This window comes from Acidobacteriota bacterium (assembly GCA_016184105.1).
In the GTDB taxonomy this organism is placed as follows: Bacteria; Acidobacteriota; Vicinamibacteria; order Vicinamibacterales; family 2-12-FULL-66-21; genus JACPDI01.
Genome location: JACPDI010000012.1, coordinates 78,795 through 103,334 on the forward strand (window position 1 = coordinate 78,795; position 24,540 = coordinate 103,334).

General features: G+C 67.8%; 26 protein-coding genes. 22 read left to right on the plus strand and 4 right to left on the minus strand.

Annotation, left to right across the window (positions count from 1 at the left end; translation table 11 throughout):
• Positions 1-2: 2 nt before the first annotated feature.
• The 16 genes from mnmG to rfaE2 all read left to right on the plus strand — a co-directional run bounded on the left by mnmG (position 3) and on the right by rfaE2 (position 14,749).
• Positions 3-1,847, plus strand: coding sequence for a tRNA uridine-5-carboxymethylaminomethyl(34) synthesis enzyme MnmG (gene mnmG, locus HYU53_04530; protein ID MBI2220451.1), 1,845 nt, complete (start codon positions 3-5; stop codon positions 1,845-1,847).
• On the plus strand, positions 1,844-2,491 hold the full coding sequence (locus tag HYU53_04535; GenBank protein MBI2220452.1) for a class I SAM-dependent methyltransferase: 648 nt from the start codon (positions 1,844-1,846) through the stop codon (positions 2,489-2,491). Before mnmG ends, HYU53_04535 begins: the two co-directional genes overlap by 4 nt.
• 69 nt (positions 2,492-2,560) lie before the next feature.
• Positions 2,561-3,367, plus strand: a complete 807-nt coding sequence (locus HYU53_04540; protein MBI2220453.1) for a ParA family protein — start codon at positions 2,561-2,563, stop codon at positions 3,365-3,367.
• A 7-nt stretch (positions 3,368-3,374) separates the two neighbouring features.
• Positions 3,375-4,232, plus strand: coding sequence for a ParB/RepB/Spo0J family partition protein (locus HYU53_04545; protein ID MBI2220454.1), 858 nt, complete (start codon positions 3,375-3,377; stop codon positions 4,230-4,232).
• A 28-nt stretch (positions 4,233-4,260) separates the two neighbouring features.
• Positions 4,261-5,301 (plus strand): selenide, water dikinase SelD, encoded by a 1,041-nt coding sequence (selD, locus tag HYU53_04550; GenBank protein MBI2220455.1) that lies wholly within the window; start codon positions 4,261-4,263, stop codon positions 5,299-5,301.
• Positions 5,302-5,360: 59 nt separating this feature from the next.
• Positions 5,361-5,786 (plus strand): ATP synthase F0 subunit B, encoded by a 426-nt coding sequence (locus HYU53_04555; protein MBI2220456.1) that lies wholly within the window; start codon positions 5,361-5,363, stop codon positions 5,784-5,786.
• A gap of 20 nt (positions 5,787-5,806) precedes the next feature.
• Positions 5,807-6,490 (plus strand): hypothetical protein, encoded by a 684-nt coding sequence (locus HYU53_04560; protein ID MBI2220457.1) that lies wholly within the window; start codon positions 5,807-5,809, stop codon positions 6,488-6,490.
• Positions 6,487-7,032: an ATP synthase F1 subunit delta gene (gene atpH, locus HYU53_04565; protein MBI2220458.1), complete on the plus strand. Its 546-nt coding sequence runs from the start codon at positions 6,487-6,489 to the stop codon at positions 7,030-7,032. The genes HYU53_04560 and atpH overlap by 4 nt, the downstream gene beginning before the upstream one ends.
• Entirely contained in the window at positions 7,029-8,552 is a 1,524-nt protein-coding gene (locus HYU53_04570; GenBank protein MBI2220459.1) for a F0F1 ATP synthase subunit alpha, read from the plus strand. The genes atpH and HYU53_04570 overlap by 4 nt, the downstream gene beginning before the upstream one ends.
• 3 nt (positions 8,553-8,555) lie before the next feature.
• Positions 8,556-9,431: an ATP synthase F1 subunit gamma gene (gene atpG / locus HYU53_04575; GenBank protein MBI2220460.1), complete on the plus strand. Its 876-nt coding sequence runs from the start codon at positions 8,556-8,558 to the stop codon at positions 9,429-9,431.
• Complete coding sequence (gene atpD, locus HYU53_04580) at positions 9,431-10,879, plus strand: F0F1 ATP synthase subunit beta (GenBank protein MBI2220461.1); 1,449 nt, start codon at positions 9,431-9,433, stop codon at positions 10,877-10,879. Before atpG ends, atpD begins: the two co-directional genes overlap by 1 nt.
• Positions 10,880-10,913: 34 nt before the next feature.
• On the plus strand, positions 10,914-11,330 hold the full coding sequence (locus HYU53_04585) for a F0F1 ATP synthase subunit epsilon (protein MBI2220462.1): 417 nt from the start codon (positions 10,914-10,916) through the stop codon (positions 11,328-11,330).
• Between the two features lie 3 nt (positions 11,331-11,333).
• Positions 11,334-12,095, plus strand: coding sequence for a serine/threonine-protein phosphatase (locus HYU53_04590; GenBank protein MBI2220463.1), 762 nt, complete (start codon positions 11,334-11,336; stop codon positions 12,093-12,095).
• Entirely contained in the window at positions 12,085-12,882 is a 798-nt protein-coding gene (locus tag HYU53_04595) for an ABC transporter permease (protein ID MBI2220464.1), read from the plus strand. The genes HYU53_04590 and HYU53_04595 overlap by 11 nt, the downstream gene beginning before the upstream one ends.
• Positions 12,883-12,887: 5 nt before the next feature.
• On the plus strand, positions 12,888-14,267 hold the full coding sequence (locus HYU53_04600) for an ABC transporter ATP-binding protein (GenBank protein MBI2220465.1): 1,380 nt from the start codon (positions 12,888-12,890) through the stop codon (positions 14,265-14,267).
• Positions 14,267-14,749, plus strand: a complete 483-nt coding sequence (gene rfaE2, locus HYU53_04605; GenBank protein ID MBI2220466.1) for a D-glycero-beta-D-manno-heptose 1-phosphate adenylyltransferase — start codon at positions 14,267-14,269, stop codon at positions 14,747-14,749. The genes HYU53_04600 and rfaE2 overlap by 1 nt, the downstream gene beginning before the upstream one ends.
• Here rfaE2 and HYU53_04610 read toward each other — a convergent pair.
• Positions 14,715-14,909, minus strand: a complete 195-nt coding sequence (locus HYU53_04610) for a DUF1059 domain-containing protein (protein ID MBI2220467.1) — start codon at positions 14,907-14,909, stop codon at positions 14,715-14,717. The genes rfaE2 and HYU53_04610 overlap by 35 nt on opposite strands.
• 107 nt (positions 14,910-15,016) lie before the next feature.
• Between HYU53_04610 and mfd the strand changes: the two genes are divergently transcribed.
• Genes mfd through dusB form a run of 4 tightly spaced genes read left to right on the plus strand, consistent with a single transcriptional unit; the run spans position 15,017 to position 21,338 of the window.
• Positions 15,017-18,583 (plus strand): transcription-repair coupling factor, encoded by a 3,567-nt coding sequence (mfd, locus tag HYU53_04615; GenBank protein MBI2220468.1) that lies wholly within the window; start codon positions 15,017-15,019, stop codon positions 18,581-18,583.
• Between the two features lie 24 nt (positions 18,584-18,607).
• The gene (locus tag HYU53_04620) at positions 18,608-19,681 is read left to right on the plus strand and encodes a peptidylprolyl isomerase (protein MBI2220469.1); all 1,074 of its coding nucleotides are present in this window, start codon (positions 18,608-18,610) and stop codon (positions 19,679-19,681) included.
• Positions 19,682-19,717: 36 nt separating this feature from the next.
• Positions 19,718-20,230 carry a UpxY family transcription antiterminator gene (locus tag HYU53_04625; GenBank protein MBI2220470.1) on the plus strand — a complete coding sequence of 171 codons (513 nt, stop codon included), beginning with the start codon at positions 19,718-19,720 and terminating at the stop codon, positions 20,228-20,230.
• A 31-nt stretch (positions 20,231-20,261) separates the two neighbouring features.
• Entirely contained in the window at positions 20,262-21,338 is a 1,077-nt protein-coding gene (gene dusB / locus HYU53_04630) for a tRNA dihydrouridine synthase DusB (GenBank protein MBI2220471.1), read from the plus strand.
• 1 nt (position 21,339) lies between these two features.
• On the opposite strand, the gene HYU53_04635 is transcribed toward dusB, so the two are convergent.
• The 3 genes from HYU53_04635 to HYU53_04645 form a co-directional block, all read right to left on the minus strand.
• The gene (locus HYU53_04635) at positions 21,340-21,822 is read right to left on the minus strand and encodes a hypothetical protein (GenBank protein ID MBI2220472.1); all 483 of its coding nucleotides are present in this window, start codon (positions 21,820-21,822) and stop codon (positions 21,340-21,342) included.
• Between the two features lie 127 nt (positions 21,823-21,949).
• Positions 21,950-22,291: a Dabb family protein gene (locus HYU53_04640; protein ID MBI2220473.1), complete on the minus strand. Its 342-nt coding sequence runs from the start codon at positions 22,289-22,291 to the stop codon at positions 21,950-21,952.
• 222 nt (positions 22,292-22,513) lie between these two features.
• Complete coding sequence (locus HYU53_04645; protein ID MBI2220474.1) at positions 22,514-23,914, minus strand: sigma-54-dependent Fis family transcriptional regulator; 1,401 nt, start codon at positions 23,912-23,914, stop codon at positions 22,514-22,516.
• Positions 23,915-24,006: 92 nt separating this feature from the next.
• Here HYU53_04645 and HYU53_04650 point away from each other — a divergent pair, with 92 nt between their 5' ends.
• Together HYU53_04650 and HYU53_04655 are read left to right on the plus strand one after the other, a co-directional pair.
• Positions 24,007-24,228, plus strand: coding sequence for an excisionase family DNA-binding protein (locus tag HYU53_04650; protein ID MBI2220475.1), 222 nt, complete (start codon positions 24,007-24,009; stop codon positions 24,226-24,228).
• A gap of 14 nt (positions 24,229-24,242) precedes the next feature.
• Positions 24,243-24,467: a hypothetical protein gene (locus HYU53_04655; protein ID MBI2220476.1), complete on the plus strand. Its 225-nt coding sequence runs from the start codon at positions 24,243-24,245 to the stop codon at positions 24,465-24,467.
• Positions 24,468-24,540: the final 73 nt, after the last annotated feature.

The window sequence follows — 24,540 nt, forward strand, 5'->3', positions numbered from 1 at the left end:
AAATGAAAGCTCACTACGACGTCATCGTCATTGGCGCCGGCCACGCGGGGTGCGAGGCGGCGCACGCGGCGGCCCGAATGGGACGGCGGGTGGGCTTGTGCACGCTGTCGCCTGAAACCGTGGCGCACATGCCCTGTAACCCGGCAATCGGTGGGACCGCCAAGGGGCATCTCGTGCGCGAGATCGACGCGCTCGGCGGCCTCATGGGCCAGGCGATCGACGCGACCGGCATCCAATTCCGGTTGCTCAACCGGAGCCGCGGCCCGGCGGTCTGGTCACCGCGCGCCCAGGCAGACAAGCGCCGGTACAGCCAGTGGGTGCGCGCGCGGCTCGAGCAGGAGCCGAACATCGAGTGGATTTACGGAAAGGCCGGGCGCATTCTCGTTGACGGCGGACGCATCACGGGGCTGGCGCTCGAGGATGGCGAAGCGTGTGCCTGCTCGACGCTGATCGTCACGACCGGCACTTTTCTCAACGGGCTGATTCACATCGGGCCCGAACGGTACGTTGCGGGGCGGGCGGGCGAGCCGGCCGCCTGCAAGCTATCTGAGTCGCTGAAGTCGTTCGGCTTCCGATGGGGGCGGCTCAAGACCGGGACGCCGCCGCGGCTGCATCGCGGAAGCATTCATTTCTCGAGGTTCGAACCGCAGCCTGGCGACGATCCGATTGTGCCGTTCTCGTTCACGAGCGGCCGCATCGAGCGCGAGCAGGTCTGCTGTCACGTGCTCTACACGACCGAGCGAGTGCACGATCTCGTTCGGGCGAACATCGGGCGGTCGCCGCTGTACAACGGCCAGATTGCGGGGATCGGGCCGCGCTACTGCCCTTCCCTCGAAGACAAAGTGATGCGGTTCGCGCACCGCGAGCGACACCAGATTTTCCTGGAGCCGGAAGGCATCGGCGTCGACGAGATCTACGTGAACGGCTTTTCGACGAGCCTGCCGCGCGACGTCCAGGAATCGCTCGTTCGCGCGCTGCCCGGCCTCTACGATGCCGTGATGATCCGTCCGGGCTACGCGGTCGAGTACGACTTCATCCAGCCAACCGAGTTGAAGCCGACGCTCGAGACCAAGCGGATTGCCGGGTTGTATCTTGCCGGCCAGATCAACGGCACGTCTGGCTACGAAGAGGCGGCCGCCCAGGGGATTATCGCGGGGATCAACGCGGCGCAGGCGAAAATCCGGGGAGCGCCGCTCGTGCTCGGGCGCGACGAGGCGTACGTTGGCATCCTGATCGATGACCTGACCGCGCGCGGGTGCCTCGAGCCGTACCGGATGTTCACCTCACGCGCCGAGTATCGGCTGCTGCTCCGCACCGACAACGCGGATCTGCGGTTGACGCCGCGCGGCCGCGAAATCGGGCTCGTGGACGACCAGCGGTGGGAACGCTTCGAGGCGAGGCGGCAGCGTTGCGAGCGAAACCGCGCCGCGCTGGATCGGGCGGTCGTGGCTGTCGGCGGCGATCGCATTCCGGCGACCCAGGCGCTGCGGCGCCCGGAGGTCTCGCTCGATGATCTACGGGCATCCGGGGCGGTGAGCCTTGAAATCAGCGAGCACGACGGGACCCTCGATGCGAGTACTATCGAGATCGACCTGAAGTACGAGGGCTATTTGAAACGCCAGCAGAGCGAGATCGAAAGGGCGCGGAAGTACGACCGTCGCGGAATTCCAGAAGATTTCCGTTATGACGGGCTGCCAGGCTTGTCGCGCGAAATGGTGCAACGGCTCGCCGAGATCCGCCCGTCCACGCTTGGGCAGGCGCAGCGCATTCCTGGCGTCACGGCGGCGGCCGTCGCCATCTTGGCCCGGCACCTCGAGCGATCCGCGCCGGTGGAGCGGACGGTGTGACGCAGAAGGAGTTCGGCCAGCGGCTGGCGCGCCGAGCGAAGCGTGCCGGCCTGACGCTGAACGGCGACCTCCCCTCCCGCCTCTGGACCTACTTCGACCTGCTTTTCCGCTGGAACGCCAAGATCAACCTCACGTCTCTCACACCGGACGCGCCAGACGAGGCGGTCGACCGGCTGCTGATCGAGCCTCTCGTCGCCGCACGCCACGTGGGAAATGGGGACGCCAGAGCCATTGACATCGGATCGGGCGGAGGATCGCCTGGGATTCCGCTCATGCTGGCGGCGTCGCAAATCCGGCTGGTCATGGTCGAGTCCAAAGCGCGCAAATCTGCGTTCCTGCGCGAAGCCCTGCGCCAGTTGGGAGCCGGCGGTTCCGTCGAAACAGCTCGGTTCGAGGAGTTGCTCTCCCGCCCCGAGTTTCATGAGACGTTTGACCTTCTCACGCTGCGCGCCGTGAGGACCGACGCCCGGACGTTGGCGGGGCTGCAGGCGTTCGTTCGCCCGGCCGGCCGGCTGTTCCTTTTCGGGGGCCCTATGGGGGACGGCCAGCCTCCGTGGCTCGTTCCCCCGCTCCGGTGGAAGGAAACTCTGCCGCTCACGGTTGAGTCCGTCCTGACCGTACTGGAAAAACTCCGAATCCCGTAGTACGGTGTTCCACGTGGAACGCGACTGACCGGTTCCACCTGAACAATTACAATAGGGCGAACAACCAATTTGCCTGCCCGCATCATCGCCGTCGCGAACCAAAAAGGTGGGGTCGGGAAAACCACCACAGCCATTAACCTCGCAGCTTCATTGGCTTTAGCGGATCAGCGCGTGCTGCTCGTCGACCTGGATCCTCAATCGAACCTGACGAGCGGCGTCGGTCTGAAAGGGCAGTCGGGCGAGGCGGGGACGGTCTATGAAGCGCTCACCCAGGAGGACCACTTCTCCGATCCTCACGCCTTCATCATCCGCTCCACTGTCAAAGGCCTGGACCTTATTCCGGCCGACCGCAACCTGACGGGGGCCGAACTCGAGCTGGTGGCGCTCGATGCCCGGGAGTCCCGGTTGCGGCGATTGATGGAGGCGCTGCGCGGCGAGTACGACTACATCTTCATCGACAGCCCGCCCTCGCTCGGGTTGCTGACGCTGAACGCGCTCGTCGCGGCGGATGCCGTGCTCATCCCGCTCAACTGCGAATACTTCGCGCTCGAAGGGCTCGCCGAGCTGGTCTCGACGCTGAAACGCGTGCGCGCCGCGTTGAATCCTGCGCTCGACATCGAGGGGGTTCTGCTCACGATGCACGACGAGCGCACGAACCTGGGCCAGCAGGTCGCGCGGGATATCCGCGGGTACTTCCAGGAGAAAGTGTTTCAGACCGTGATCCCGCGCAACGTGCGGCTCGGCGAAGCGCCCAGCCACGGATTGCCCGTGATTCTGTACGACGTGAAATCGCGCGGCGCTGAAGCCTACCTCGCGCTCGCGCGCGAAGTGCTCGGACGCCGTGCGGCCGCGGCGCCGGCCAACGCCGCAAGGTAGCCGCACCATGACTGAAAAGAGAGAACGCCACGCGCTCGGTCGCGGGTTGAGTGCGCTCATACCCGACGCGCCCGCGCCGGCGGCGCCGTCGGGCCGTCCCGCGGAAGTCGACATCGATCTCCTCGAGCCGAACACGTTCCAGCCACGCGTTCACATGGACGACCAGCGGCTCGAGGAGCTTGCGCAGTCGATCCGCGCCAACGGCGTGATTCAGCCGATCGTCGCGCGCAAGCGCGATCGCGGCTACGAGATCATCGCCGGGGAGCGGCGGTGGCGGGCGGCGCAGCGCGCCGGCCTCTTGCGGGTGCCGGTCATCGTGCGCGACGTGCCGGACGAGAAGCTGCTCGAAGTGGCGCTCATCGAAAACATCCAGCGCGAGGACCTGAACGCCGTCGAGGAAGCGCGCGCCTACCAGCGGCTGTCGTCCGAGTTCAGGATGACGCAGGAGCAGATCGCGGGCGCCGTCGGAAAGGAGCGCTCGACGATTGCCAACGTGCTCCGGCTCCTCAAGCTCCCCGACGATGTGATCTCGCAGCTCTCGCGGGGCGACCTGACGATGGGACACGCGCGCGCGCTGCTCGGCATCGAGGACGCCGCCGCGCTGCGCCGCGCGGCGCGCGAGGTCGTCGAGCACAAGCTTTCCGTCCGCGACACCGAGCGGCTCGTGCGGCGCCTCACCGCGCCGGCGCCGAAACAGAAGAGCGACCGGGAGGCCGACGCCAACACGCGCGCCGCCGAGGAGAAGCTCCGGTTTGCGCTCGGCACGCGCGTGCGTATCCTGAGGAAGGGGCGCGGAGGGCGCGTGGAGATCGAGTTCAAGGACGAGGAGGAGCTGCAGAGGGTGTACGAGCGATTGACGGACTGAATTCAGTCGGTTCGAGCCAGAGAGGATCATGAAGAAACGCCTCACCGATTACGCCGCCTGCGCCGGTTGAGCGAGCAAACTCGCCGCTGGCGAGCTCGCTCACGTGCTGAGCGGTCTGCCCGTTCCCGCCGATGAACGCGTCCTGGTCGACTTCAGGACCGCGGACGATGCGGGTGTGTACGCGTGGCCAGGGGGACCGGCGCTCGTGCAGACCGTGGACTTCTTCACTCCGATCGTCGACGACCCCTACGTCTACGGGCAGATCGCCGCCGCAAACGCGGTGAGCGACATCTACGCGATGGGTGGACGGCCGCTCACCGCCCTCGCGATTGCCGGGTTCCCGCTCGCCGGCGGGCCGGACCCGGAAACGATCCAGGCCATCTTCCGCGGCGGTTATGACAAGCTGCGCGAGGCTGGCGTGGTGCTCCTGGGCGGCCACACCGTGCAGGATCCGGAGATCAAGTTCGGGTACGCCGTCACCGGCGAAATTGATCCCGCGCGCGTGCTCCGAAACGCCGGCGCGCGCGCCGGCGACGCGCTGCTGCTGACCAAGCCGCTCGGCACCGGCGTGATTTCCACCGCGCTGAAGTTCAATCGAGCCGGCGAGGCGGCGGTCCGGGCGTCCATCGCCTCGATGACAACGCTGAACCGGGCGGCCGCGGACCTGCTCCGGGCGGCGGCGCCTGGCGTCGTGCACGCCTGCACGGACGTGACCGGATTCGGGCTGGTTGGCCACGGGTCGGAAATGGCGGCTGCGAGCCGCTGCACTCTGGTCCTGCAGGTGGGCGCGATTCCGCTGCTCGAAGGCGCGCTCGAGCTCGCGCCGAACAATGTGCCGGGTGGCGGGCGCGCGAACCGCGAATATTTCGGCAAGCGGGTCAGCGCCGCCTCAGCGAACGGTGCCCATCTGGCGCTCTTATATGACCCACAAACCTCGGGCGGGCTGTTGATTGCGGTCGAGCAGGGCGCGGAGCCGGCAATGACCCGCCGTTTCGCCGATGCCGGAGTGCCTGTATGGCGCATTGGGCGCGTCGAAGAGGCGTCCGAGCACCTCGTGGCGGTGCGCTAAGTATGGTATAAATTGATGTTTTGTCCGGACGCGGACGAACCCGTCCGGGAGGAGAGTGAGTGCTTCCCGACCTGTCGGTGTTCTGGGTCATTTTTTTCGTGCTGCTGCTCGCGGCAATCGTCGACCGTCTGCTGCTTCGGCCGGTCACCCGCGTGATGCACCAGCGCGAGCAGGCGATCCGGTCGGCGCGGGAAATGGCCGACACGGCGGCGGCTCGAGCCGAGGCGGCGACGGCGGAGTTCGAGCAGCGAACGGCGGCCGCCCGCGGCGACGTGTACAAACAGATGGATGACATGCGGCGCGTCGCGCTCGAGCGCCGGCAGCACGTGCTGGCCGAGACGCGCGCCGAAGTCGAGAAAGCGGTGGCAGACGCTTCGGACCGTGTGAAGGCGGATGCCGAAGCGGCCCGCCAGAAGCTGCGCCGGGACGCGGAGTCGCTCGGAGCGGCGGCCGCCGAACGCATTCTCGGCCGGCAGGCTTCCTGAACCCCAATCGCAGGATGATCGTGCACCTTCGCAGAATCCTCTTCACGTGTGTCGTGATCCTCTCTGCAGTCGCGGCGAGCGCCGGCGCGGCGCCGGCCGCGCAGGCGCATCAGCCCGCGCCGGCCGCCGAGCACGCGTCCCCGCCCGAGCAGCACGGCCAGCCCGCCGGAGCCGTCGTGGAAGGCGCAGCCGCCGAAGGCCATGCGGCGGAAGGGGAGCACGCGGAAGGGATCTGGCCCACCATCGCGCGGCTCGCGAACTTCGCGATCCTCGCCGGCATCCTCGCGTACTTCCTGCGCTCGCCGATCGCGAGCTATCTCGCGTCGCGCGGCGAGCAGATTCGCAGCGAGCTGGTGAACGCGTCCGAGCTGCGCCGGCGGGCGGAAACGCAGCTCGCGGAAATCGAACGGAAGATGGCGGCCCTGCCCGGCGAGCTCGAGGCGCTCCGGCAGCGCGGCGCCGCGGACGTGGCCGCCGAGGAGGCGCGGATCCGGGCGGCCGCCGAGGCCGACCGCGAGCGGCTGCTCGAGCACATGCGCCGCGATGTCGACATGCAGGTGCGCATCGCGCGTCGCGCGCTGATGAACGAGGCGGCGGAGCTGGCCACCGGAGTCGCCCGCCGCCGCATCGAGAAGACGATCACCCCGGACGATCAGATGCGACTGCTCGATCGCTACACGACACAACTCGGGGGCGCCCGATGACCAGCCGTGCGGCCGCCGCCCGCTACGCCCGCGCGCTGTTCGACGTGGCGGTCAGGGAAGCGGACCCTGAGCGCGCCGGGACCGAGCTGGCCGCCTTTGCCGCGATGGTGTCGGCGCACGAGCCGCTCGAGCGGGCGCTCGTGACTCCCTCGGTGCCCCCCGCGCGCAAGCGCGCCGTGGTCGAAGCGCTGCTCGCGCAGTCCGGGATCGCGACAGCGGTGGTGCCGAAACTGCTGCTCATGCTCGCGGACCGCGACCGGCTCGTGCTGCTGCCCGACGTCGCGGAGGCGTACCGCGAGCGGCTGATGCAGCACCAGGGCGTGGTGCGCGCGGAGGTCACGACCGCGGTGCCGCTTCCGGGCGAGCGCCGCGCCGCGCTGGAGCAAGGCCTCGCGCGCGCGACCGGCCGCACGGTGGTGCTCACGGCGACCGTGAACCCGGCGATCATCGGCGGCGCCGTGACCCGCGTCGGGAGCACCGTGTACGACGGCAGCGTCGCCCGCCAGCTCGAACGACTCAAAGAACAGCTACAGACATCATGAACATCAAGGCCGAAGAAATCTCGAAGATCATTCGCGACCAGATTGGCAGCTTTGCGGTGGACGTGGACGTCGCCGAGGTGGGCACCGTCGTGTCCATCGGCGATGGCATCGCGCGGGTCCACGGCGTCGAACGCGCGATGGCGGGCGAGATGCTCCAGTTTCCCCACGGCGTGTTCGGCATCGCGCTGAACCTCGAGGAAGACAGCGTCGGGACGGTCCTCCTCGGCGAGTACACCGCGATCAAGGAAGGCGACGAGGTCAAGCGCACGGGGCGCATCATCTCGGTGCCGATCGGCGAGGAGATGCTCGGCCGCGTCGTGAACGCGCTCGGCCAGCCGCTGGACGGCAAGGGGCCGATCGCGACGACGAGGTTCGCGCCCATCGAGCGCCTGGCGCCGGGCGTCGTCGATCGGCAGCCGGTGAAGGAGCCGCTGCAGACCGGGCTCAAGGCGATCGACGCGATGGTGCCGATCGGCCGCGGCCAGCGCGAGCTGATCATCGGCGACCGCCAGACCGGGAAGACCGCGGTGGCGCTCGACACGATCATCAACCAGCGCGGCCGCGACGTCATCTGCATCTACAACGCGATCGGCCAGAAGCAGTCCACGATCGCGCAGGTGGTTCGCACGCTCGAAGAATTCGACGCGATGCGCTTCACGATCGTCGTGGCGGCCGCCGCGTCGGATCCCGCGCCGATGCTCTACATCAGCCCGTACGCCGCGTGCGCCATGGGCGAGTACTTCCGCGACAGCGGCCGCCACGCGCTGTGCGTCTACGACGACCCGTCGAAGCACGCGCAGGCCTACCGCGAGATTTCGCTCCTGCTGCGCCGCCCGCCGGGGCGCGAGGCATACCCGGGCGACGTGTTCTACCTGCACTCGCGGCTGCTGGAGCGCGCGGCGAAATTGAACAACACCCTTGGCGGCGGCTCCCTCACGGCGCTCCCGATCATCGAGACGCAGGCGGGGGACCTGTCGGCATACATCCCCACCAACGTCATCTCGATCACCGACGGCCAGATCTTTCTCGAGACCGACCTGTTCCACCAGGGCGTCCGCCCCGCGATCAACGTCGGCAACTCGGTGTCGCGGGTCGGCGGGTCGGCGCAGATCAAGGCGATGCGCCAGGTGGCCGGCTCGCTGCGCCTCGACCTTGCGCAGTACCGCGAGCTGGCGGCGTTCGCGCAGTTCGGCAGCGACCTCGACAAGGCCACGCAGGCGCAGCTCAATCGCGGCGCGCGGCTGGTCGAGATCCTGAAGCAGCCGCAGTACCAGCCGCTGCCGGTCGAACGCCAGGTGGCGATCATCTTCGCGGGCACGAACGGGTATCTCGATGCCGTGGAGACCTCCGACATCCAGCAGTACGAGCTGGAGCTGTACCGGTTCCTGGAGACCCGCCGCCCCGGGATCCTCACGGGGCTCGCGGAAAAGAAGCAGGTGGACGACCCGCTCAAGGCCGAGCTGGCCTCCGCGCTCCAGGAGTTCTCGAAGGAGTTCAAAGCGGCCGGCGCCGCGGTGTAGCCGATGCCGTCCCTCATCGATCTCCGGCGGCGCATCCGGGCGGTCAAGTCGACGCAGCAGATTACGAAGGCGATGAAGATGATCGCCGCCTCGCGCCTTCGCCGCGCGCAGGACCGCGTCGTCAACGCCCGGCCGTTTGCGACCGACATGCTGCGCGTCCTGAACGACGTGGCGGAGCGCGTCGAGCCCGACACGCACCCGCTGCTCGATCAGCGTCCCGCGGGCGGCAAGATCCTGTTTGTCGTCATCACGGCGGATCGCGGGCTGTGCGGGAGCTTCAACAGCAACATCATCAAGAACGCCGGGCAGTTCATCATGGCGCACGACCCCGGGGCGATCGCGCTGGGGCTGGTGGGACGCAAGGGGCGCGACTTCTTCTCGCGGCGCGGCTTCGAGGTGAAGTTCGAGCACGTGAACATCTTCCAGCGCGTGAGCTACAACGACGCGCGGGCGATCGCGCGCGCCGCCACCGAGGACTTCACGTCCCGCGCGGTCGACCAGGTGTATTTGATCTACAACGAGTTCAAGTCCGTGCTGTCGCAGCGCGTCGTCATCGAGCGCCTGCTGCCGATTCCGCGGCTGGCGGATCGGCCGGCGGAGCCCGCGGAGGGCGAGGCCGCCCCGGTGGAGTTCCTGTTCGAGCCGGGCCCGGAGGCCGTGTTCGAGGAGCTGCTGCCGCGCCACGTCGAGATCCAGGCGTGGCGCGCGCTGCTCGAGTCCAACGCGGCGTTCTTCGCGGCGCAGATGACCGCGATGGACACGGCGACGAAGAATTCGGCGGAGATGATCGATCAGCTGACCCTCTACATGAACAAGCTGAGGCAGGCGGCGATCACGCGGGAAATCATCGAGGTTGTTTCAGGAGCGCAGGCACTCTAATGGCGAAGGAACAGAAATACGGGCGTGTCGTCCAGATCATCGGCCCCGTCGTGGACGTCGAGTTCGAGGGGGGGCACCTGCCGGACATCTACAGCGCGGTGCGCGTCGTGTCGGACGAGGGGGCCGCGGAGACGATCGATGTCGTCGCGGAGGTGGAGCAGCATCTCGGCGAGAACCGCGTGCGCGCGGTGTCGATGAAGCCCACCGACGGGATGCAGCGCGGCATGCGCGTCATCGACACGCGGGCGCCCATCTCGATGCCGGTGGGCCCGGGCACGCTCGGGCGCGTCATGAACGTCCTCGGCGAGCCGGTGGACTTTCCCGACAGGCCGGTCGTCGCGCAGGAGCGCTGGCCGATTCACCGGCACGCCCCGACGCTGGAGCAGCAGTCGACCGAGCTGAAGATGTTCGAGACCGGCATCAAGGTGGTCGATCTGCTCGAGCCGTACCTGCAGGGGGGCAAGATCGGGTTGTTCGGCGGCGCGGGTGTCGGCAAGACCGTCATCATCCAGGAGCTGATCCACAACATCGCGACCAAGCACGGCGGCGTGTCGGTGTTCGGCGGGGTCGGCGAGCGCACGCGCGAGGGGAACGACCTGTGGCTCGAATTCCAGGAGAGCGGGGTCATCGACGTGAAGGACGCGTCGAAGTCACGCGCCTCGCTCGTCTACGGACAGATGACCGAGCCGCCGGGCGCGCGGCTGCGGGTCGGGCTGAGCGCGCTGACCGTGGCCGAGTATTTCCGCGACGCGGAAGGCAAGGACGTGCTGCTCTTCATCGACAACATCTTCCGCTTCACGCAGGCCGGCTCCGAGGTGTCCGCGCTGCTCGGCCGGATGCCGTCGGCCGTCGGCTACCAGCCGACGCTGCTGACCGAGATGGGCGAGCTGCAGGAGCGCATCACGTCCACCAAGAAGGGGTCGATCACCTCCGTGCAGGCGATCTACGTGCCGGCCGACGACTACACGGACCCCGCGCCGGCGACGACCTTCGCGCACCTCGATGCCACGACGAACCTGTCGCGCGCGATCGTCGAGCTGGGCATCTACCCGGCGGTCGATCCGCTGGCGTCCACCTCGCGCATCCTGGATCCCCGGATCATCGGCGAGGAGCACTACCGGGTGGCGCGGTCGGTGAAGCAGATCCTGCAGCGATACAAGGACCTGCAGGACATCATCGCGATCCTCGGCATCGACGAGCTGTCCGAGGAGGACAAGCTCACCGTGTCGCGCGCGCGCAAGATCCAGAAGTTCCTCTCGCAGCCGTTCTTCGTGGCCTCCCAGTTCACGGGGCGGCAGGGACGCTACGTGCCGATTGCCGACACGGTGCGCGGCTTCAAGGAGATCGTCGAAGGGCGGCACGACGACATCCCGGAGCAGGCGTTCTACATGATGGGCAGCATCGACGAAGTGGTCGACGAGGCGAAGAAGCACCGCTCGGCCGCCTAGCCGACGAAAAAAAAAGACGATGGCTGTTCCGCGCATACCGGAGTCGTTGACGCTCGAGATCGTGACGCCCGATCACGCGATCGCGCACGATCAGGTGGACGAAGTCGAGATTCCCGGCGCCGACGGGTACTTCGGCGTCCTCCCCGGTCACACGCCGCTGCTCGCGGCCCTGCAGGTCGGCGTGCTCTGGTACCGCAAGGGGGAGGAGAAGTCTTACCTGGCCCTGGCGTTCGGCTTCGCCGAGGTGATGCCGGATCGTGTCACCATCCTCGCGCAAGTGGCGGAGCGAGCGGAGGACATCGATGTATCGCGCGCGCACGGCGCCCGCGCGCGCGCCGAGCAGCGGCTGGGCAAACCGTCATCGGACGTGGACATGGAGCGCGCGCGCGTCGCGCTGCTCAAATCGCTGGCGCGACTGCAGGTTTCCGGCAAAGCCCGGATCCGGGCCTGACGCATGCGCGTGTCGTGGGCGGCGCTCTCCGATCCGGGCCTGCGGCGTGACGTCAACGAGGACACGTGGTGCGCCCGGCCGGACATCGGCCTGTTCGTCGTGGCGGATGGCATGGGGGGGCATGCGGCCGGCGAGGTGGCCTCGCGCGTCGCGGTCGAGGCGATCGAGGAATTCGCCCGCGAGAGCGCCGCGGCCGACCGTCATCGCACCTGGCCGTTTCCGTACGACCCGGCGATCTCGCTGAACGGGAACCGTCTGAAGTCGGCGTTCCGCATTGCGAACCGCCGGATCGCGGCCACGTCGGCCGGCGCCAGCGAGCTGCGCGGCATGGCGACGACGGCGTGCGGTGTGCTCGTGGGGAACGGCGCCGTGTCGGTTGCCCACGTCGGCGACAGCCGTGTCTACCTGCTGCGCGGCGGCGAGCTGCGACAGGTGACGATCGATCATTCCTGGGTGGAGGAGCAGGTTCGCGCCGGCGTGATGGACGCGCATGCCGCGCGGCAGCACCCCTGGCGCAACGTGGTCACGCGGGCGCTGTCTGGCGGCGACGATCCGGAGGCCGACGTGGCCGACCTGCCGCTGCAGCCCGGCGATCGCCTCCTGCTCTGCTCGGACGGCCTGAGCGGCGTCGTGCCGCACGACGAGATCGCCGCGCGGCTCGGCGCGGAAGGGGCGCTCGAGGGGGTGTGCGCCTCGCTGATCGAGGCGGCCAACGCGGCAGGAGGGCCCGACAACATCACCGCGCTCGTACTCGATGTTTCATAACCTGCGAGAGCTGCCGCGATACCGGGGCCTCATCCAGAGCCTCGTGGCGCGCGAGTTGAAAGCGCGCTACCGCGGATCGGTGCTCGGGTTCTTCTGGTCCTTCATCAACCCGCTCCTGCTGCTGCTCATCTACTCTTTTGTCTTCACCTTCGTAATCCCGGCGCGGTCGCCCGGGCACGAGCCGTACGCGCTGTTCATGTTCTGCGGCATCCTGCCCTGGACGTGGTTCTCGGCGTCGCTGCTGGAATCCTCGAACGTCCTGATCTCGGGTGGCAACCTGATCAAAAAGGTGCTCTTCCCCGCCGAGATCCTTCCCATCGTCAGCGTCAGCGTGCTGGCGAACATGGTGCATTTCTTCTTCGGGTTGCCCATCCTCGCCGCGTTCCTGGTGTACTACCGGATGCCGCTCCAGCCGTCCGAGCTGGCCTGGTTTCCCGTTGTGGTCTTCGTGCAGCTGCTTCTCACGCTCGGCCTTGCCCTGTTCCTCTCGGCACTGACCGTCCATTTCCGCGACCTGCGCGACATCCTGTCGAACGTGCTGACGTTCTGGTTCTTCGCGACCCCGATTATTTACCCGATGCTGCTCGCACCGCCGCGGGCGCAGCGGTGGCTCAACGCGAACCCGTTCACCCATCTCGCCATCTCGTACCAGGAGATCCTGTTCTACGAGGGCCCGTTCGGCCATTGGCGATGGCTGCTGGCGCTGCTCGTGGCATCCGCCGCCCTGTTCCTGTTCGGGTACTTCATCTTCGATCGGCTGCGCGACTCCTTTGCGGAGGAGGTCTGACGCCCATGCCGAAGGCCGGAAGCGGAATGGCAAACGCCATCGAAGTTCGCGACGTGACGAAAGTGTACCGGCGTTACGGCCACCGCCGGCAGTTCGCCACGCTCAAGAGCGCGTTGCTGTCGGGAAGCCTGATCCGGGACCTGCGCCCCGACGAGACGTTCACCGCGGTCAGTCACGTGTCGTTCGATGTCGCCAGGGGCAGCACGTTCGGCGTGGTCGGCAGGAACGGTTCCGGGAAGAGCACGATGCTGAAGCTCGTGGCGGGCATCTCGAAACCGACCGGGGGGGACGTCCGCGTCCAGGGCCGCATCTCGGCGCTGATCGAGCTGGGCGCCGGGTTCCACCCGGAGATTTCCGGCCGTGAGAACGTCTTCATCAACGGCATCATGCTCGGGCTCTCGAAGCGGGAGGTCGCACGCCGTTTCGACGAGATCGTGGAGTTCGCCGAACTGCGCGAGTTCATCGATGCGCCGGTGAAGACCTACTCCTCCGGCATGTACATGCGCCTCGGCTTCGCCGTCGCCATCCACGTGGATCCCGACGTGCTCCTGGTGGACGAGGTGCTGGCCGTCGGCGACGAGGGCTTCACGCACAAGTGCCTCGACAAGTTCGCCGAGTTCAAGCGCCGCGGGAGGACGATTCTGCTCGTGACCCACTCCCTCAACCTCGTGGAGCGGTTTTGCGACGAGGCGCTGTGGCTCGACGCCGGAGCCGTGCGCGCGCAGGGGGATCCCAGGCGGGTCGTCGACAGCTACATCAGGGACGTGGAACACAGCGAGGAAGCGCACCTGGCGGCCTCCGACTCGAGAGCGCACGACGCCATCGCGGCGTCAGCCCCGGCCGAGACGGCCGCCTCCCCGTCTCCGGCCGGCGAGCCAGCTGAGGCCGACGACCGGGCCGTGCGCAGCATGTACGACGCGGCCGAGGGACGCTGGGGCTCGCGTGAAGTCGAGATCACCGACGTGCGGCTCACGACTCGTGGCGGAGAGGCCCGGCACGTGTTCGAGAGCGGCGAACCGCTGTCGATCACGATGTCCGTTCGCGCGTCGCGTCAAATCGACGACGTCGTGTTCGGCATCGGCATCTACACGGCCGACGGGATTTTCTGTTACGGCACGAACACCGGCATCGATGGCCTCGACGTCGCCCCCTTCTCCGGCGAAGGGACGATCACCCTCGATCTTCCGAGGCTCGAACTCACGCAGCGCACCTACAAGCTGGACGTTGCCGCGCACCGGCGCGACGGCCGGAACTACGACTATCACCGTCTCCTCTACACGTTCCGCGTCAAATCACGGACGCTGGACGTCGGCATCTACCGCCCGGCGCACTCGTGGCGCTTTTCACCGAATATCGTCGTGATCAAGGCGCCGGACGCCCGGTAATGGAGCCTCCTGCCGTGAGCGAGGCGGAGGCCGCCGAGCTGGTGCACCGATGGCGGAACGAGGGACGGCGGGTGGTCTTCACCAACGGCGTCTTCGACATCCTGCATCCGGGCCACCTGCGCTACCTGCAGGCGGCACGGGCGGAAGGCGATGCGCTGGTCGTGGCGGTGAACTCGGACCGATCCGTGCGCGCGAACAAGGGGCCGTCGCGGCCGGTCAACGCGGAGCAGGAGCGCGCCGAGGTCCTCGCCGCGCTCGCCTGTGTCGATGCCGTCGTGATTTTCGATGAAGAAACGCCGGAAGCGATCGTCCGCCGGCTGCAGCCCGACATCCTCGTCAAGGGAGCGGACTGGCCGGCGGATCACATCGTCGGCCGCGACACCGTCGAGGCCCGCGGCGGACGCGTGGTGCGGATGCCGGTGGAGAAAGGCTTCTCCACCAGCGCGATCATCGAGCGCGTGCGGCGTCTTCCCCGTCCTTGATCGCGCGCTCGATTTGCGAGACCACGCTCGGCGGGAAGAGCATCGTGTTGTGCTCCTTCCGCGCGTGGATCTCGGCCTTCTCGAGGACCTCGTCGGAGTCCTTGCCCGTGATGACGGCGTTACAGCCGGGCATCACGTCACCACAGCGAAGCACCTTCATGGTTCTCCCCCCTGTCGAAGATGGCCGCCTGAGGGAGATCTTACGCCTGTCCGGGCTCGACCGGCGTGATAAAATGAAGGGTTCGCGACCTTGAAACGGGCTCGGCCGTGCAATCGACTTCCAGTTCCCTGACCCTGCGCTCGCTCCTCAAGTCGGCCGCCGGCCGCATGCGCAGCGGTCCGGGTGCCGGCCGGGTGACCGGGCTCACGGCGCCCGCCAAGGCGCTGTTTGTCGCCGCCGCCTCAGCAGAGAACCCATGCCTCGTGGTGGTGCCCAGCGACGGCGATGCCGAGCGGTTGACCTCCGACGCCCGCTTCTTCGTGTCGGCCCTCGAGGGGCTCTCGGATTCCGACGTCACGCGCGCTGTTCTGCCGTTCCCGTCTCCTGAAGTCGATCCCTACCGGGGGATGACGCCCCACTTCCAGGTGTCGTCCGCCAGGGCGCGCGCCCTGCACGCGCTCGCCACCGGCCGCGCGCGAATCGTGGTGGCGTCAGCCGGCGCGCTGCTGCCGCGGGTCAGCGCCCCGGCGCGCGTCATCTCGACGTCGATGGAACTGTCGGCGGGCATCGAGATCCCGCCACTCGATCTCGGCGCGTTGCTGGCTGATGCCGGTTACCGGCGCGAGGACCCGGTCGATCAACACGGCGAGTACTGCGTGCGCGGCGGCGTCGTGGACTTCTTCCCCGCCGGTGACGACTTTCCCGTCCGCATCGAGTTCATCGGCGACACGATCGAATCTCTCCGCCGTTACGAGCCGGCGACGCAGCGCTCCATCGAGACGCTCGATCGCGCCGGCGTCATGCCGCTTCGCGATCAGCTCGACGCAGGGCTCAGCGACGCGCACGCCGACCGCTCGGCGACGCTCCTCGACTACCTCGCGCGGGGCCGCGCGTGGTCCGTCTTCATCTCTGAACGGGACGACGTCGCCGCGCGCGCGACGAAACGCCTCGAGCAGATTGCGGCGAGTCACGAGGACGCGCTCGCGAGGCTGCCCGGCACGCTGGTGCCGCGGCCCGAGGAGATCGTCGTCGGGCTGGAGCACTTCGATCCGCTGTTCGAGCGCGCCACCGTGCTCGAGGAGCTTGGCGTCGAAACCGGCGACTCGACGGCGCGCCACATCCCGTGTCAGCCGGCGGTCGAGTTCCGCGGCCGCCTCTCCGAGTGGGTGGAGGACATCCGCCGCGCCCGCGATCGGCACGATCAGGTCCTGTTCCTTGCGGGAACGCACGGCCGCGCGGAGCGCACCGTCGAGCTGCTTCGCGACTACGACGTCGTCGCCGTGGACCTCGACCGCGCGGAAGACGCGCACGCCGCCGCCGTGCTCGTCGCCACGGGGCGCCTGTCCCGCGGGTTCCGGCTGCCGGACGCTGGACTGCAGATCTGGGCCGAGACCGACCTGTTCGAGGAAGAGCGCGGCGCGCGGGAGCGGCGGCGGGCGGCCAAGGGCGCGTTCCTTTCGGACTTCCGCGACCTGAAGGTCGGCGACCACGTCGTCCACGTGGACCACGGGATTGGTGTGTTCGTCGGGCTGAAGCAAATCACCGTCGGGAGCGACCGCCAGGAGTTCATGGAACTCCGCTACGCCGGCGAGGACAAGCTGTTCGTGCCGGTGGAGCGGCTGGACCTCGTTCAGAAGTACACCGGCGGCGCGAAACCCTCGCTCGACAGGCTCGGGGGGGTCACCTGGGAGCGCGCCAAGAGCCGCGTCAGGAAGGCGATGCGCGACATGGCTGAAGAGCTGCTGAAGCTCTACGCCTCGCGCCGGTCGATCGCGGGGCACGCGTTCAGCCCGGACACGCACTGGCAGCAGGAGTTCGAGGACGCATTCGACTTCGAGCTGACGCCGGACCAGCGGAGCGCGGTCGCGGACATCAAGCGCGACATGGAGTCCCCCACGCCGATGGATCGGCTGTTGTGCGGCGACGTCGGCTACGGAAAGACCGAGGTCGCCCTGCGCGCCGCCTTCAAGGCGGTGATGGACGGCAAGCAGGTGGCGTTCCTCGCGCCCACGACCGTGCTCGCGTTCCAGCACTTGAAGACGCTGACGCGCCGTTTCGCGGGCTTCCCCGTCACCATTGACATGGTGAGCCGCTTTCGCTCGAAGGCGGAGCAGAAGCAGACGCTCGCGGATCTCGCCGCCGGCAAGCTGGACATCATTGTCGGCACGCACCGGCTGCTCTCGAAAGACGTCGTCTTCAAGGACCTCGGCCTGCTCGTGGTCGATGAGGAACAGCGGTTCGGCGTCGCGCACAAGGAACGCATCAAGCAACTGCGGAAGCGCGTCGACGTCCTGACGATGACCGCGACGCCGATTCCGCGGACGCTGAACATGTCGCTGGTGGGCATTCGCGACATGTCGGTGATCGAGACGCCGCCGAAGGACCGCCTCGCCATCCAGACCAGCGTCGCGAAGTTCGACGCGCAGATCGTCGCGCGCGCCATCCGCAACGAGCTGGATCGCGGCGGCCAGGTCTATTTCGTCCACAATCGCGTCGAATCCATCTACTCGGTGGCCAACCTGATCACACGGCTCGTGCCCGAAGCCCGCATCGGCGTCGCGCACGGCCAGATGGGCGAGGACGAGCTGGAGAACGTGATGGTCGACTTTGTCGCGAACAAGCACGACGTGCTGATCGCGACGACGATTATCGAGAACGGCCTCGACATTCCGAACGCGAACACGATGGTGATCAACCGGGCTGACCGCTACGGCCTGGCGCAGCTCTACCAGCTGCGCGGCCGGGTCGGGCGGTCGGACCGCCACGCGTTCGCCTACTTGCTCATCCCGCCCGAAGAAGCCCTCGCGCCGGTCGCCCGCAAGCGGCTCGCGGCGATCCGCGAGTTCAGCGACCTCGGCAGCGGGTTCCGGATCGCGGCCCTGGACCTTGAAATTCGAGGCGCAGGCAACCTGCTCGGCGGCGAGCAGAGCGGCCACATCGAGGCGGTCGGATTCGACACATACATGACGCTGCTCGAGCAGACCGTGCGCGAGCTCAAGGGAGAGGAACTCGAGGACGAGCGGCGCGCAGCGGTCAACCTCCGCGCGGATCTCAAGATCGACGAAACGTTCATCCCCGACATGAACCAGCGGCTCGCCGTATATCGCCGGATTGCCTCGGCACGTCACGACGACGAACTGGATGCCGTCGTCGCCGAGATCCGGGACCGCTACGGCGCGCTGCCGGCGACGCTCCTCAACCTCGCGGATTACTCGCGCATTCGCATCATGGCCGATCGGATCGGCATCGAGTCGCTCGACCGCGAGGGACAGGCCGTCGTCTTAAAGTTCAGGCCGGACGCGAAGATCGACGCGGCGTTTCTCGTCCGGCTGGTGCAGTCGCGCGGGGATCTCACGCTGGTGCCTCCGACGATTCTGAAGATCGACCTGCGGAAGGACCCGGGGATGGCCGCGCGGGAGGCGGCGCCAAGGGGCGCCCGGACCTGGCCGCCTTCGCCTGCGGCTTCGGCGCGGCGCGGCCTCGAGCCCAAACGCCGGGCCTCGACCGGCGTTTCCTGGTGGACCGCGCGGGCGACGGCAGGAGAGGTCACGCCCGGCTTCTCGCGCGACGATATCCTTCGGAAGCCGCTGGAAGATCCGCGCGCGCAGAACGGCCTGTTCGACCGGGTCGGCGGGCTGCTGGCGGTGTTGAGCGAAGGCCTCGCGGTAGGCTAAAATATTGATTGTTCAGGGGTTGTTGTGAAGACACTTTTTGCAGGCATCGTCGTCGCTGGCGCGCTCGTGCTGCCCGCCTCCGCGGAAATCGTCGAGCGGGTTCTCGTGAAGGTGAACGGCGAAATCCTCACGAAGACACAGCTGGAGCAGCGCCAGATCGTTGCGCTGCGGCAGCGCAACCCGCAGATGAGCGAGGCGGACGTCCGCAACGACGAGCAACTGAAGAAGCTGCTCGACGAGGTCACGCCGGACGTGCTGGTGGACGCGATCGACGAGATGCTGTTGCTGCAGCGCGGCAAGGAGCTCGGCTACCGGCTGAGCGACGAGCAGTTCAGCCAGATTATCGCGAACATCAAGAAGGAAAACCGCCTCGAGAGCGAAGAGCAGTTCCAGGCGGCGTTGAAACAGGAAGGCATGACGCTGCAGGAGCTGCGCGACTCCATCGAGCGCCGCATGATCGTGGATCGCGTGCAGCAGGTGGACGTGATGCAGAAGATCAGCATCACCGAGGAGGACGCGAAGCGCTACTACGAAGCGCACCCGCAGGACTTCACGAGCCCGGCGAGCGTGACTCTCCGCGAGATCCTCATCAACATCCCGGAGACGATGACACCCACCGGTGAGAAGGGGACGAGCGTCGCGCAGGACGAGGCGACACGGGCGCGTGTCCAGGAAATTCGCGATCGCGTGACGAAGGGTGGCGAAGACTTCTCGCGCGTGGCCTCTGAGGTCTCCGACGCGGCGTCGAAGGCGAACGGCGGCCTCATCGGGCCCATCGAGCCGTCGGAACTCGCGCCGGCGCTCCAGGAGACGCTCGCGAAGATGAAGCCGGGCGACGTGAGCGAGCCGCTGCGGACCGCCCGCGGCTACCAGTTGATCAAGCTCGAAACCGCGACCACCGACGTGCGCCAATCGTTCGAGGACGTTCGCGACAAGATCGCCGACGCGGTCTTCAACCAGAAGCGCCGGGGCGAGGTCCACAAGTACCTGCAGCGCGTCCGTGCGGAGGCGCTGATCGAGTGGAAGAACGACGACCTGCGCCGCATGTACGAGCACAAGATCAAGTCCATGGCGGAAACCCCCGTCCCGGGCGCCTGAAGGGCGATCGTCCGAGACCCGGATCGTCAACGAGCCGTGCAGCCGAACAGCAAAGCGTGGCAGCCCGCGTGGTACGCGGTGTGGACGCGCTCGCGACACGAGCACGTCGTTCGTGAGCAGCTCGAGCGCAAAGGGTTCGAGGTGTTCCTGCCCACCATCACGCGGTGGAGCCGCTGGAAGGATCGGAAGAAGAAGATCGCATGGCCGCTGTTCCCCGGGTATTGCTTCGCGCGGTTCGAGCCGGGCGAGCGGCTGCCGATCCTCAAGTGCAGCGGCGTGGTCAGCATCGTCTCATTCGACGGGGAGCCGGCGCCGGTGCCGGACTTCGAGATTGACGGCATTCGCCGGCTCGTCACGAGCGATCTCCAGTACGATCCCTGCCCTCTCATCCGCGAAGGGATGATGGCGGAGGTCACGCACGGGCCGCTGAAGGGTGTCGTCGGGCGGCTCGTCCGCAAAGGGGCGCACGCGCGCCTCGTGCTGTCGGTTGATTTGATCGGCCAGGCGGTGAGCGTCGAGGTGGATGCCGCTGACGTGCGGGCTTACTAGCAGGCACAAGGCACACGGTAAAAGGTCAAAGGTGAAGATCGGCCACGTTCAACTGCAACCGCCGTTCGCCATGGCGCCGATGGCCGGGATGACCGATACGGCGTTCCGCCGCCTCGTGAAGCGCCACGGCGGATGCAGCCTTGTCGTCAGCGAGATGGTCAGTGCCGAGGGGCTCGTGCGGGGGATCGATCGCACGCTGGAGTACGCCGAGTACACGGAGGAAGAGCGCCCCGTCGCGATCCAGATCTTCGGCGGCGATCCCGAGACGATGGCGAGCGCCGCCCAGATTGTCGAAGGCCTCGGCGCCGACATCGTGGACGTGAACATGGGCTGCCCGGTGCCGAAGATCGCAAGGCACAATGCCGGCTGCAGCCTCATGCGCGAGCCGGCGCACGCGGCGGAGATCGTGGAGGCCATGGCGCGCGCGGTGAAGATTCCAGTGACCGTGAAGATGCGGGCCGGCTGGAACGAGCAGGAAATCAATGCCCCCGAGCTTGCCAGGATGGTGCAGGACGCGGGTGCGTCGGCGGTGGCGGTGCACGGGCGCACCGCCGCGCAGTCCTACGGCGGCGCGTCGGACTGGGACCTCATCGATCGTGTCGCCGCGAGCGTCTCGATCCCGGTCTTCGGCAGCGGAGACTGCGTTGAGCCGCACCAGGTGGTGGACCGGTTGTCGCGCGGCCGGGTGGCCGGTGTGCTCGTCGGCCGCGGCGCGTTGCGCAATCCCTGGATCTTCGCGCAGGCCGCGGAACTGGCGGCTGGAGGCTCACCGCCGCCGGTGAGACTGGAAGATCGCGGCCGCTTCCTGCTCGATTACATCGACCTGCTGTTGGAGGAAGGGATCGACGAAGCGGACGGGTTCCGCCATTCGGCCGGACGGGGTGGCGGCGCCTTCGCGATGCGCGCCACCGCGGCGCGTGGGCGGGAGCGCTGGGTCGTGAACAAACTGCGCGCGCTCGGCTCCTGGTACACGAAGGGACTCGAGAACGGCGGCCACCTGCGCGTGTCGATCAACTCGGCCGAGTCGATCGAGCAACTCCGGGACGCCATCGCGCAGTTCTTCCTCACGCGCGGCGCGGTCGCCCACGCCAGCCAGTCCGCCGGCTGAGTCAGCGCGCGTTCCGGAAATTGCGCGCCACAACCGCCGCCGTTCCGGCGTTCACCACGACCATCGTGAGGATCGCCGCCGCGCGGTTCTTCTTCCACAGCTTTTCCGCGAAGTAGATCGACGTTGCGGTCGTTGCCGCCTTGATGGCGAGCGACGTGCCGAGCTGGTCGGACGTCGAGGCCACGAGAGGATTGACCTCGCGTGCGCCGTTGTCGAGCGCGCGCGTCGTGCTGTACACGTCGAGCGCGTTGAGCGCGACGAGGCTCGAGTAGAGACCGACGAGCGCGGCCGGCCGCTTCGGTTCGCGGTCGCGGAGCCACTCGTATTCGGAGGCCTCCGCGATCGGCCGAGCGAGCGGCGGCCCGGCGCTTTCGCTGGCGGTGCCGCTGGCGGCGCTACCGAGGTCGAGGTTTTGCGCGAGGGCCGGCCTTGACGCGACAAGGGGCAGACCCAGCAGGATGAGCGCGAAGAGAAGCTTTCGCATGCCCCCTGCTTAAGCCGCTTCAGTGCCAGGGGCGAAGCTTCAAAAAACGGCCTGTTTTCGCCGTTCGCGCCCGCGTGCGCGGGTACAGGGCGGGCGCCGGGCGCACACGCGTGTGCGCCAGTCGCACTCAGGCGAGAAGCCCCCCCGCCGCGGACGCCGCGAGCATCTCGAAGTCGTACGCGAGGGCAGAATCGCTCGTGTGCCAGAACAGCTTCGCCAGCATCTCGTGCGCGGGATGTGCAAGGTACTGCCGCAGCGCGGCCTCGTCGTCGAGCTCGATGAGCGCCAGGAACGGATATTCCGGCATGGCCGCGGCGTAGCCGGCGCCGCGCATCGTGCGCTTCCCTACCAGGAATCGCCGGACGACGGGGATGTCGCGATGCGCCCGGTCAATCGCGGCGACGAGGCTTTCGCGGTCCGCCGCGGCGAGGCCGGCCTTGGGCCGGAAGAGCACGATGTGTGCGAGCAAAGGGCTTGTCTCCTCGCGGCCTGAGCTGTCTGGCCGGCGGCCGCGCGCGCGCCGCTTCCGGCGAGTCCCACAGGCGTCCCCGCTCGAACCACTTCATCACCGCGTCGGGGTGGCGGCGCTGCAGCTGGCGCAGCGTGGGCAGCAGCTCGCCGGCATCAGCGGCGCGGAACGCCGTCGGCGCGTTCTCCATCACGATCGTCCAGTACTTGAAGCGGGGAATGGTCAGGCCTCCGGCACCATCCGTTTTTCGAGTCGCTTGAGTTTTTCCACCAGCGTCGTGCGTTTGATCCTGAGCAGCTCGGCCGCGCGCCGCTTGTTCCCGCCGGTGCGCTCGAGCGATTGGCGGATGAGCGAGAGCTCGATGTCGCTGATGTGCGCCTCGAGGTCCACGCCCGCGTCCGGAAACCACAGCGGCGGCGCGGCGACGTCCTGCGCCTGCTGGAGCTCCGGCGGCAGGTCGCGCAGCTCTATCTGCGCGCGCCCCGGCGAGAGCGCGATGGCGCGCTCGGCCACGTTCTCGAGCTGGCGCACGTTGCCCGGCCACGGGTATGACATGAGCGCGCGCATCGCGTCCTGCGCCACCGACGGCGGCGTGCGCGGCGGCACGTGCTCGCGGCAGAACCGCTCGAGGAAATGGCGCACGAGCACCGGGATGTCCTCGCGGCGATCTCTCAACGGCGGGAGCTGCACGGGAATCACGTTCAGGCGATAGAACAGGTCCTCGCGAAAGGCTCCTTCGGCGACGAGCTTGCGCAGATCGGAATTGGTGGCGGCAATCAGCCGGACGTCCACTTTGATCGGATGCGAGTCCCCCACGCGCTCGAACTCGCGCTCCTGCAGGACGCGCAGCAGCTTGGCCTGCAGCGCCGGGCTCATCGTGCCGATCTCGTCGAGGAACAGCGTGCCCTTGTGCGCCTGCTCGATCCGTCCCTGGCGCGTGGCGACGGCGCCGGTGAATGCGCCGCGCACGTGGCCGAACAGCTCGGCCTCGAGCAGCGTCTCGGGAATCGCGCTGCAGTTGATCGCCACGAACCGCTGCGCGCGCCGGTGGCTGTTGTGGTGGATCGCCTTGGCCGCCAGCTCCTTCCCGGTGCCGGTCTCCCCCGTGATCAGCACGGTGCTCGACGACTGCGCGACGGTCTCCAGGAGCTGGAACAGGTCGCGCATCACCGGGCTGCGTCCGATGATTCCGTCCAGCCGGTAGCGCTGTTCGAGCTGCGCGCGCAGGTACGCATTCTCGGAGCGCAGCCGGCGCTGCTCGAACGCGGACTCGATGACGTGGAGCAGCTCGTCGAACTGGAAGGGCTTCGAGATGAAGTCGGCCGCCCCCTGCTTGATCGCGCCGACCGCGTCTCTCACCGTCCCGTACCCCGTGATCACGATCGCAATCAGCTCGGGATAGCGTTCGAGCGCCGCCTGGAGGACTTCGTCTCCGCCGATCCCCGGGAGGCGCAGGTCGACGAGCAGGACGTCGAACGCGAACTCGGCCAGCTTGTCGAGCGCCTGCTCCCCGCTGGAGGCCTGCTGCACCTCGAATCCCAGGTCGGCCAGGCGCTCCGCGACCACCTCCCGTAAGGCGTCCTCATCGTCCACGAGCAGCAGATGCTTCGGCGAATCAGTCATTTAGCGAGGCGGCGGTATTTTGACACAGAAATGCCTCTACAGGCGCGAATCTGCGCATCCGATACCTGCACTGAACGAGAGATTCACCCGCTATGAACATCACTGTCGAACGGAAAACGATCTCCATCATGAAGGCGTGCGAGCTGGTCGGTGTAAGCCGCCGCACGATCTACAACTGGATGGCCAGCGGGAAGGTCGAATACGTCCGGACCGCGGGCGGATCGGTGCGGATCTTTGTGGACACGCTCTGGCGCGAGCCGGACGTGCAGACCGGCCCGTACCGGCCGGGGCCCGCACGGAAACAGGCGTCCTAGCCCCGGGCGCCGCCATGGCAGTGCCGCTTTCCGTGCAGAATACCGATCCGGGCGCAGACCTCATCGGCTCCCTCTTCCACCGGCTGAACAACCAGCTCGGGATTATCCTCGCCAACGCCGAGCTGCTGGAGCGCAAGGCGGCCGATGATATGAGCCGCCGGCGCGCCGCGCAGGTCGTGGCCAGCGCGCTCGACGCGATGACCACTGCCAAAGAGATCCGGCAGCGACTGGAACGTTAGTCAAACGCCAAAAATCGGACACAGTACCCAGCCAGGCGTCAATGTTTTGGCTCACAACGTCGCCTTCTGGCCC

Bases quoted from the DNA above. Each gene is read 5' to 3' on its own strand.
- mnmG (MBI2220451.1), top strand. From the start codon at position 3: ATGAAAGCTCACTACGACGTCATCGTCATTGGCGCCGGCCACGCGGGG.
- HYU53_04595 (MBI2220464.1), top strand. From the start codon at position 12,085: ATGTTTCATAACCTGCGAGAGCTGCCGCGATACCGGGGCCTCATCCAG.
- HYU53_04570 (MBI2220459.1), top strand. From the start codon at position 7,029: ATGAACATCAAGGCCGAAGAAATCTCGAAGATCATTCGCGACCAGATT.
- HYU53_04645 (MBI2220474.1), bottom strand. From the start codon at position 23,914: ATGACTGATTCGCCGAAGCATCTGCTGCTCGTGGACGATGAGGACGCC.
- HYU53_04650 (MBI2220475.1), top strand. From the start codon at position 24,007: ATGAACATCACTGTCGAACGGAAAACGATCTCCATCATGAAGGCGTGC.
- HYU53_04635 (MBI2220472.1), bottom strand. From the start codon at position 21,822: ATGCGAAAGCTTCTCTTCGCGCTCATCCTGCTGGGTCTGCCCCTTGTC.
- HYU53_04600 (MBI2220465.1), top strand. From the start codon at position 12,888: ATGCCGAAGGCCGGAAGCGGAATGGCAAACGCCATCGAAGTTCGCGAC.
- HYU53_04610 (MBI2220467.1), bottom strand. From the start codon at position 14,909: ATGAAGGTGCTTCGCTGTGGTGACGTGATGCCCGGCTGTAACGCCGTC.
- rfaE2 (MBI2220466.1), top strand. From the start codon at position 14,267: ATGGAGCCTCCTGCCGTGAGCGAGGCGGAGGCCGCCGAGCTGGTGCAC.
- atpG (MBI2220460.1), top strand. From the start codon at position 8,556: ATGCCGTCCCTCATCGATCTCCGGCGGCGCATCCGGGCGGTCAAGTCG.
- HYU53_04655 (MBI2220476.1), top strand. From the start codon at position 24,243: ATGGCAGTGCCGCTTTCCGTGCAGAATACCGATCCGGGCGCAGACCTC.
- atpD (MBI2220461.1), top strand. From the start codon at position 9,431: ATGGCGAAGGAACAGAAATACGGGCGTGTCGTCCAGATCATCGGCCCC.
- HYU53_04545 (MBI2220454.1), top strand. From the start codon at position 3,375: ATGACTGAAAAGAGAGAACGCCACGCGCTCGGTCGCGGGTTGAGTGCG.
- atpH (MBI2220458.1), top strand. From the start codon at position 6,487: ATGACCAGCCGTGCGGCCGCCGCCCGCTACGCCCGCGCGCTGTTCGAC.
- HYU53_04590 (MBI2220463.1), top strand. From the start codon at position 11,334: ATGCGCGTGTCGTGGGCGGCGCTCTCCGATCCGGGCCTGCGGCGTGAC.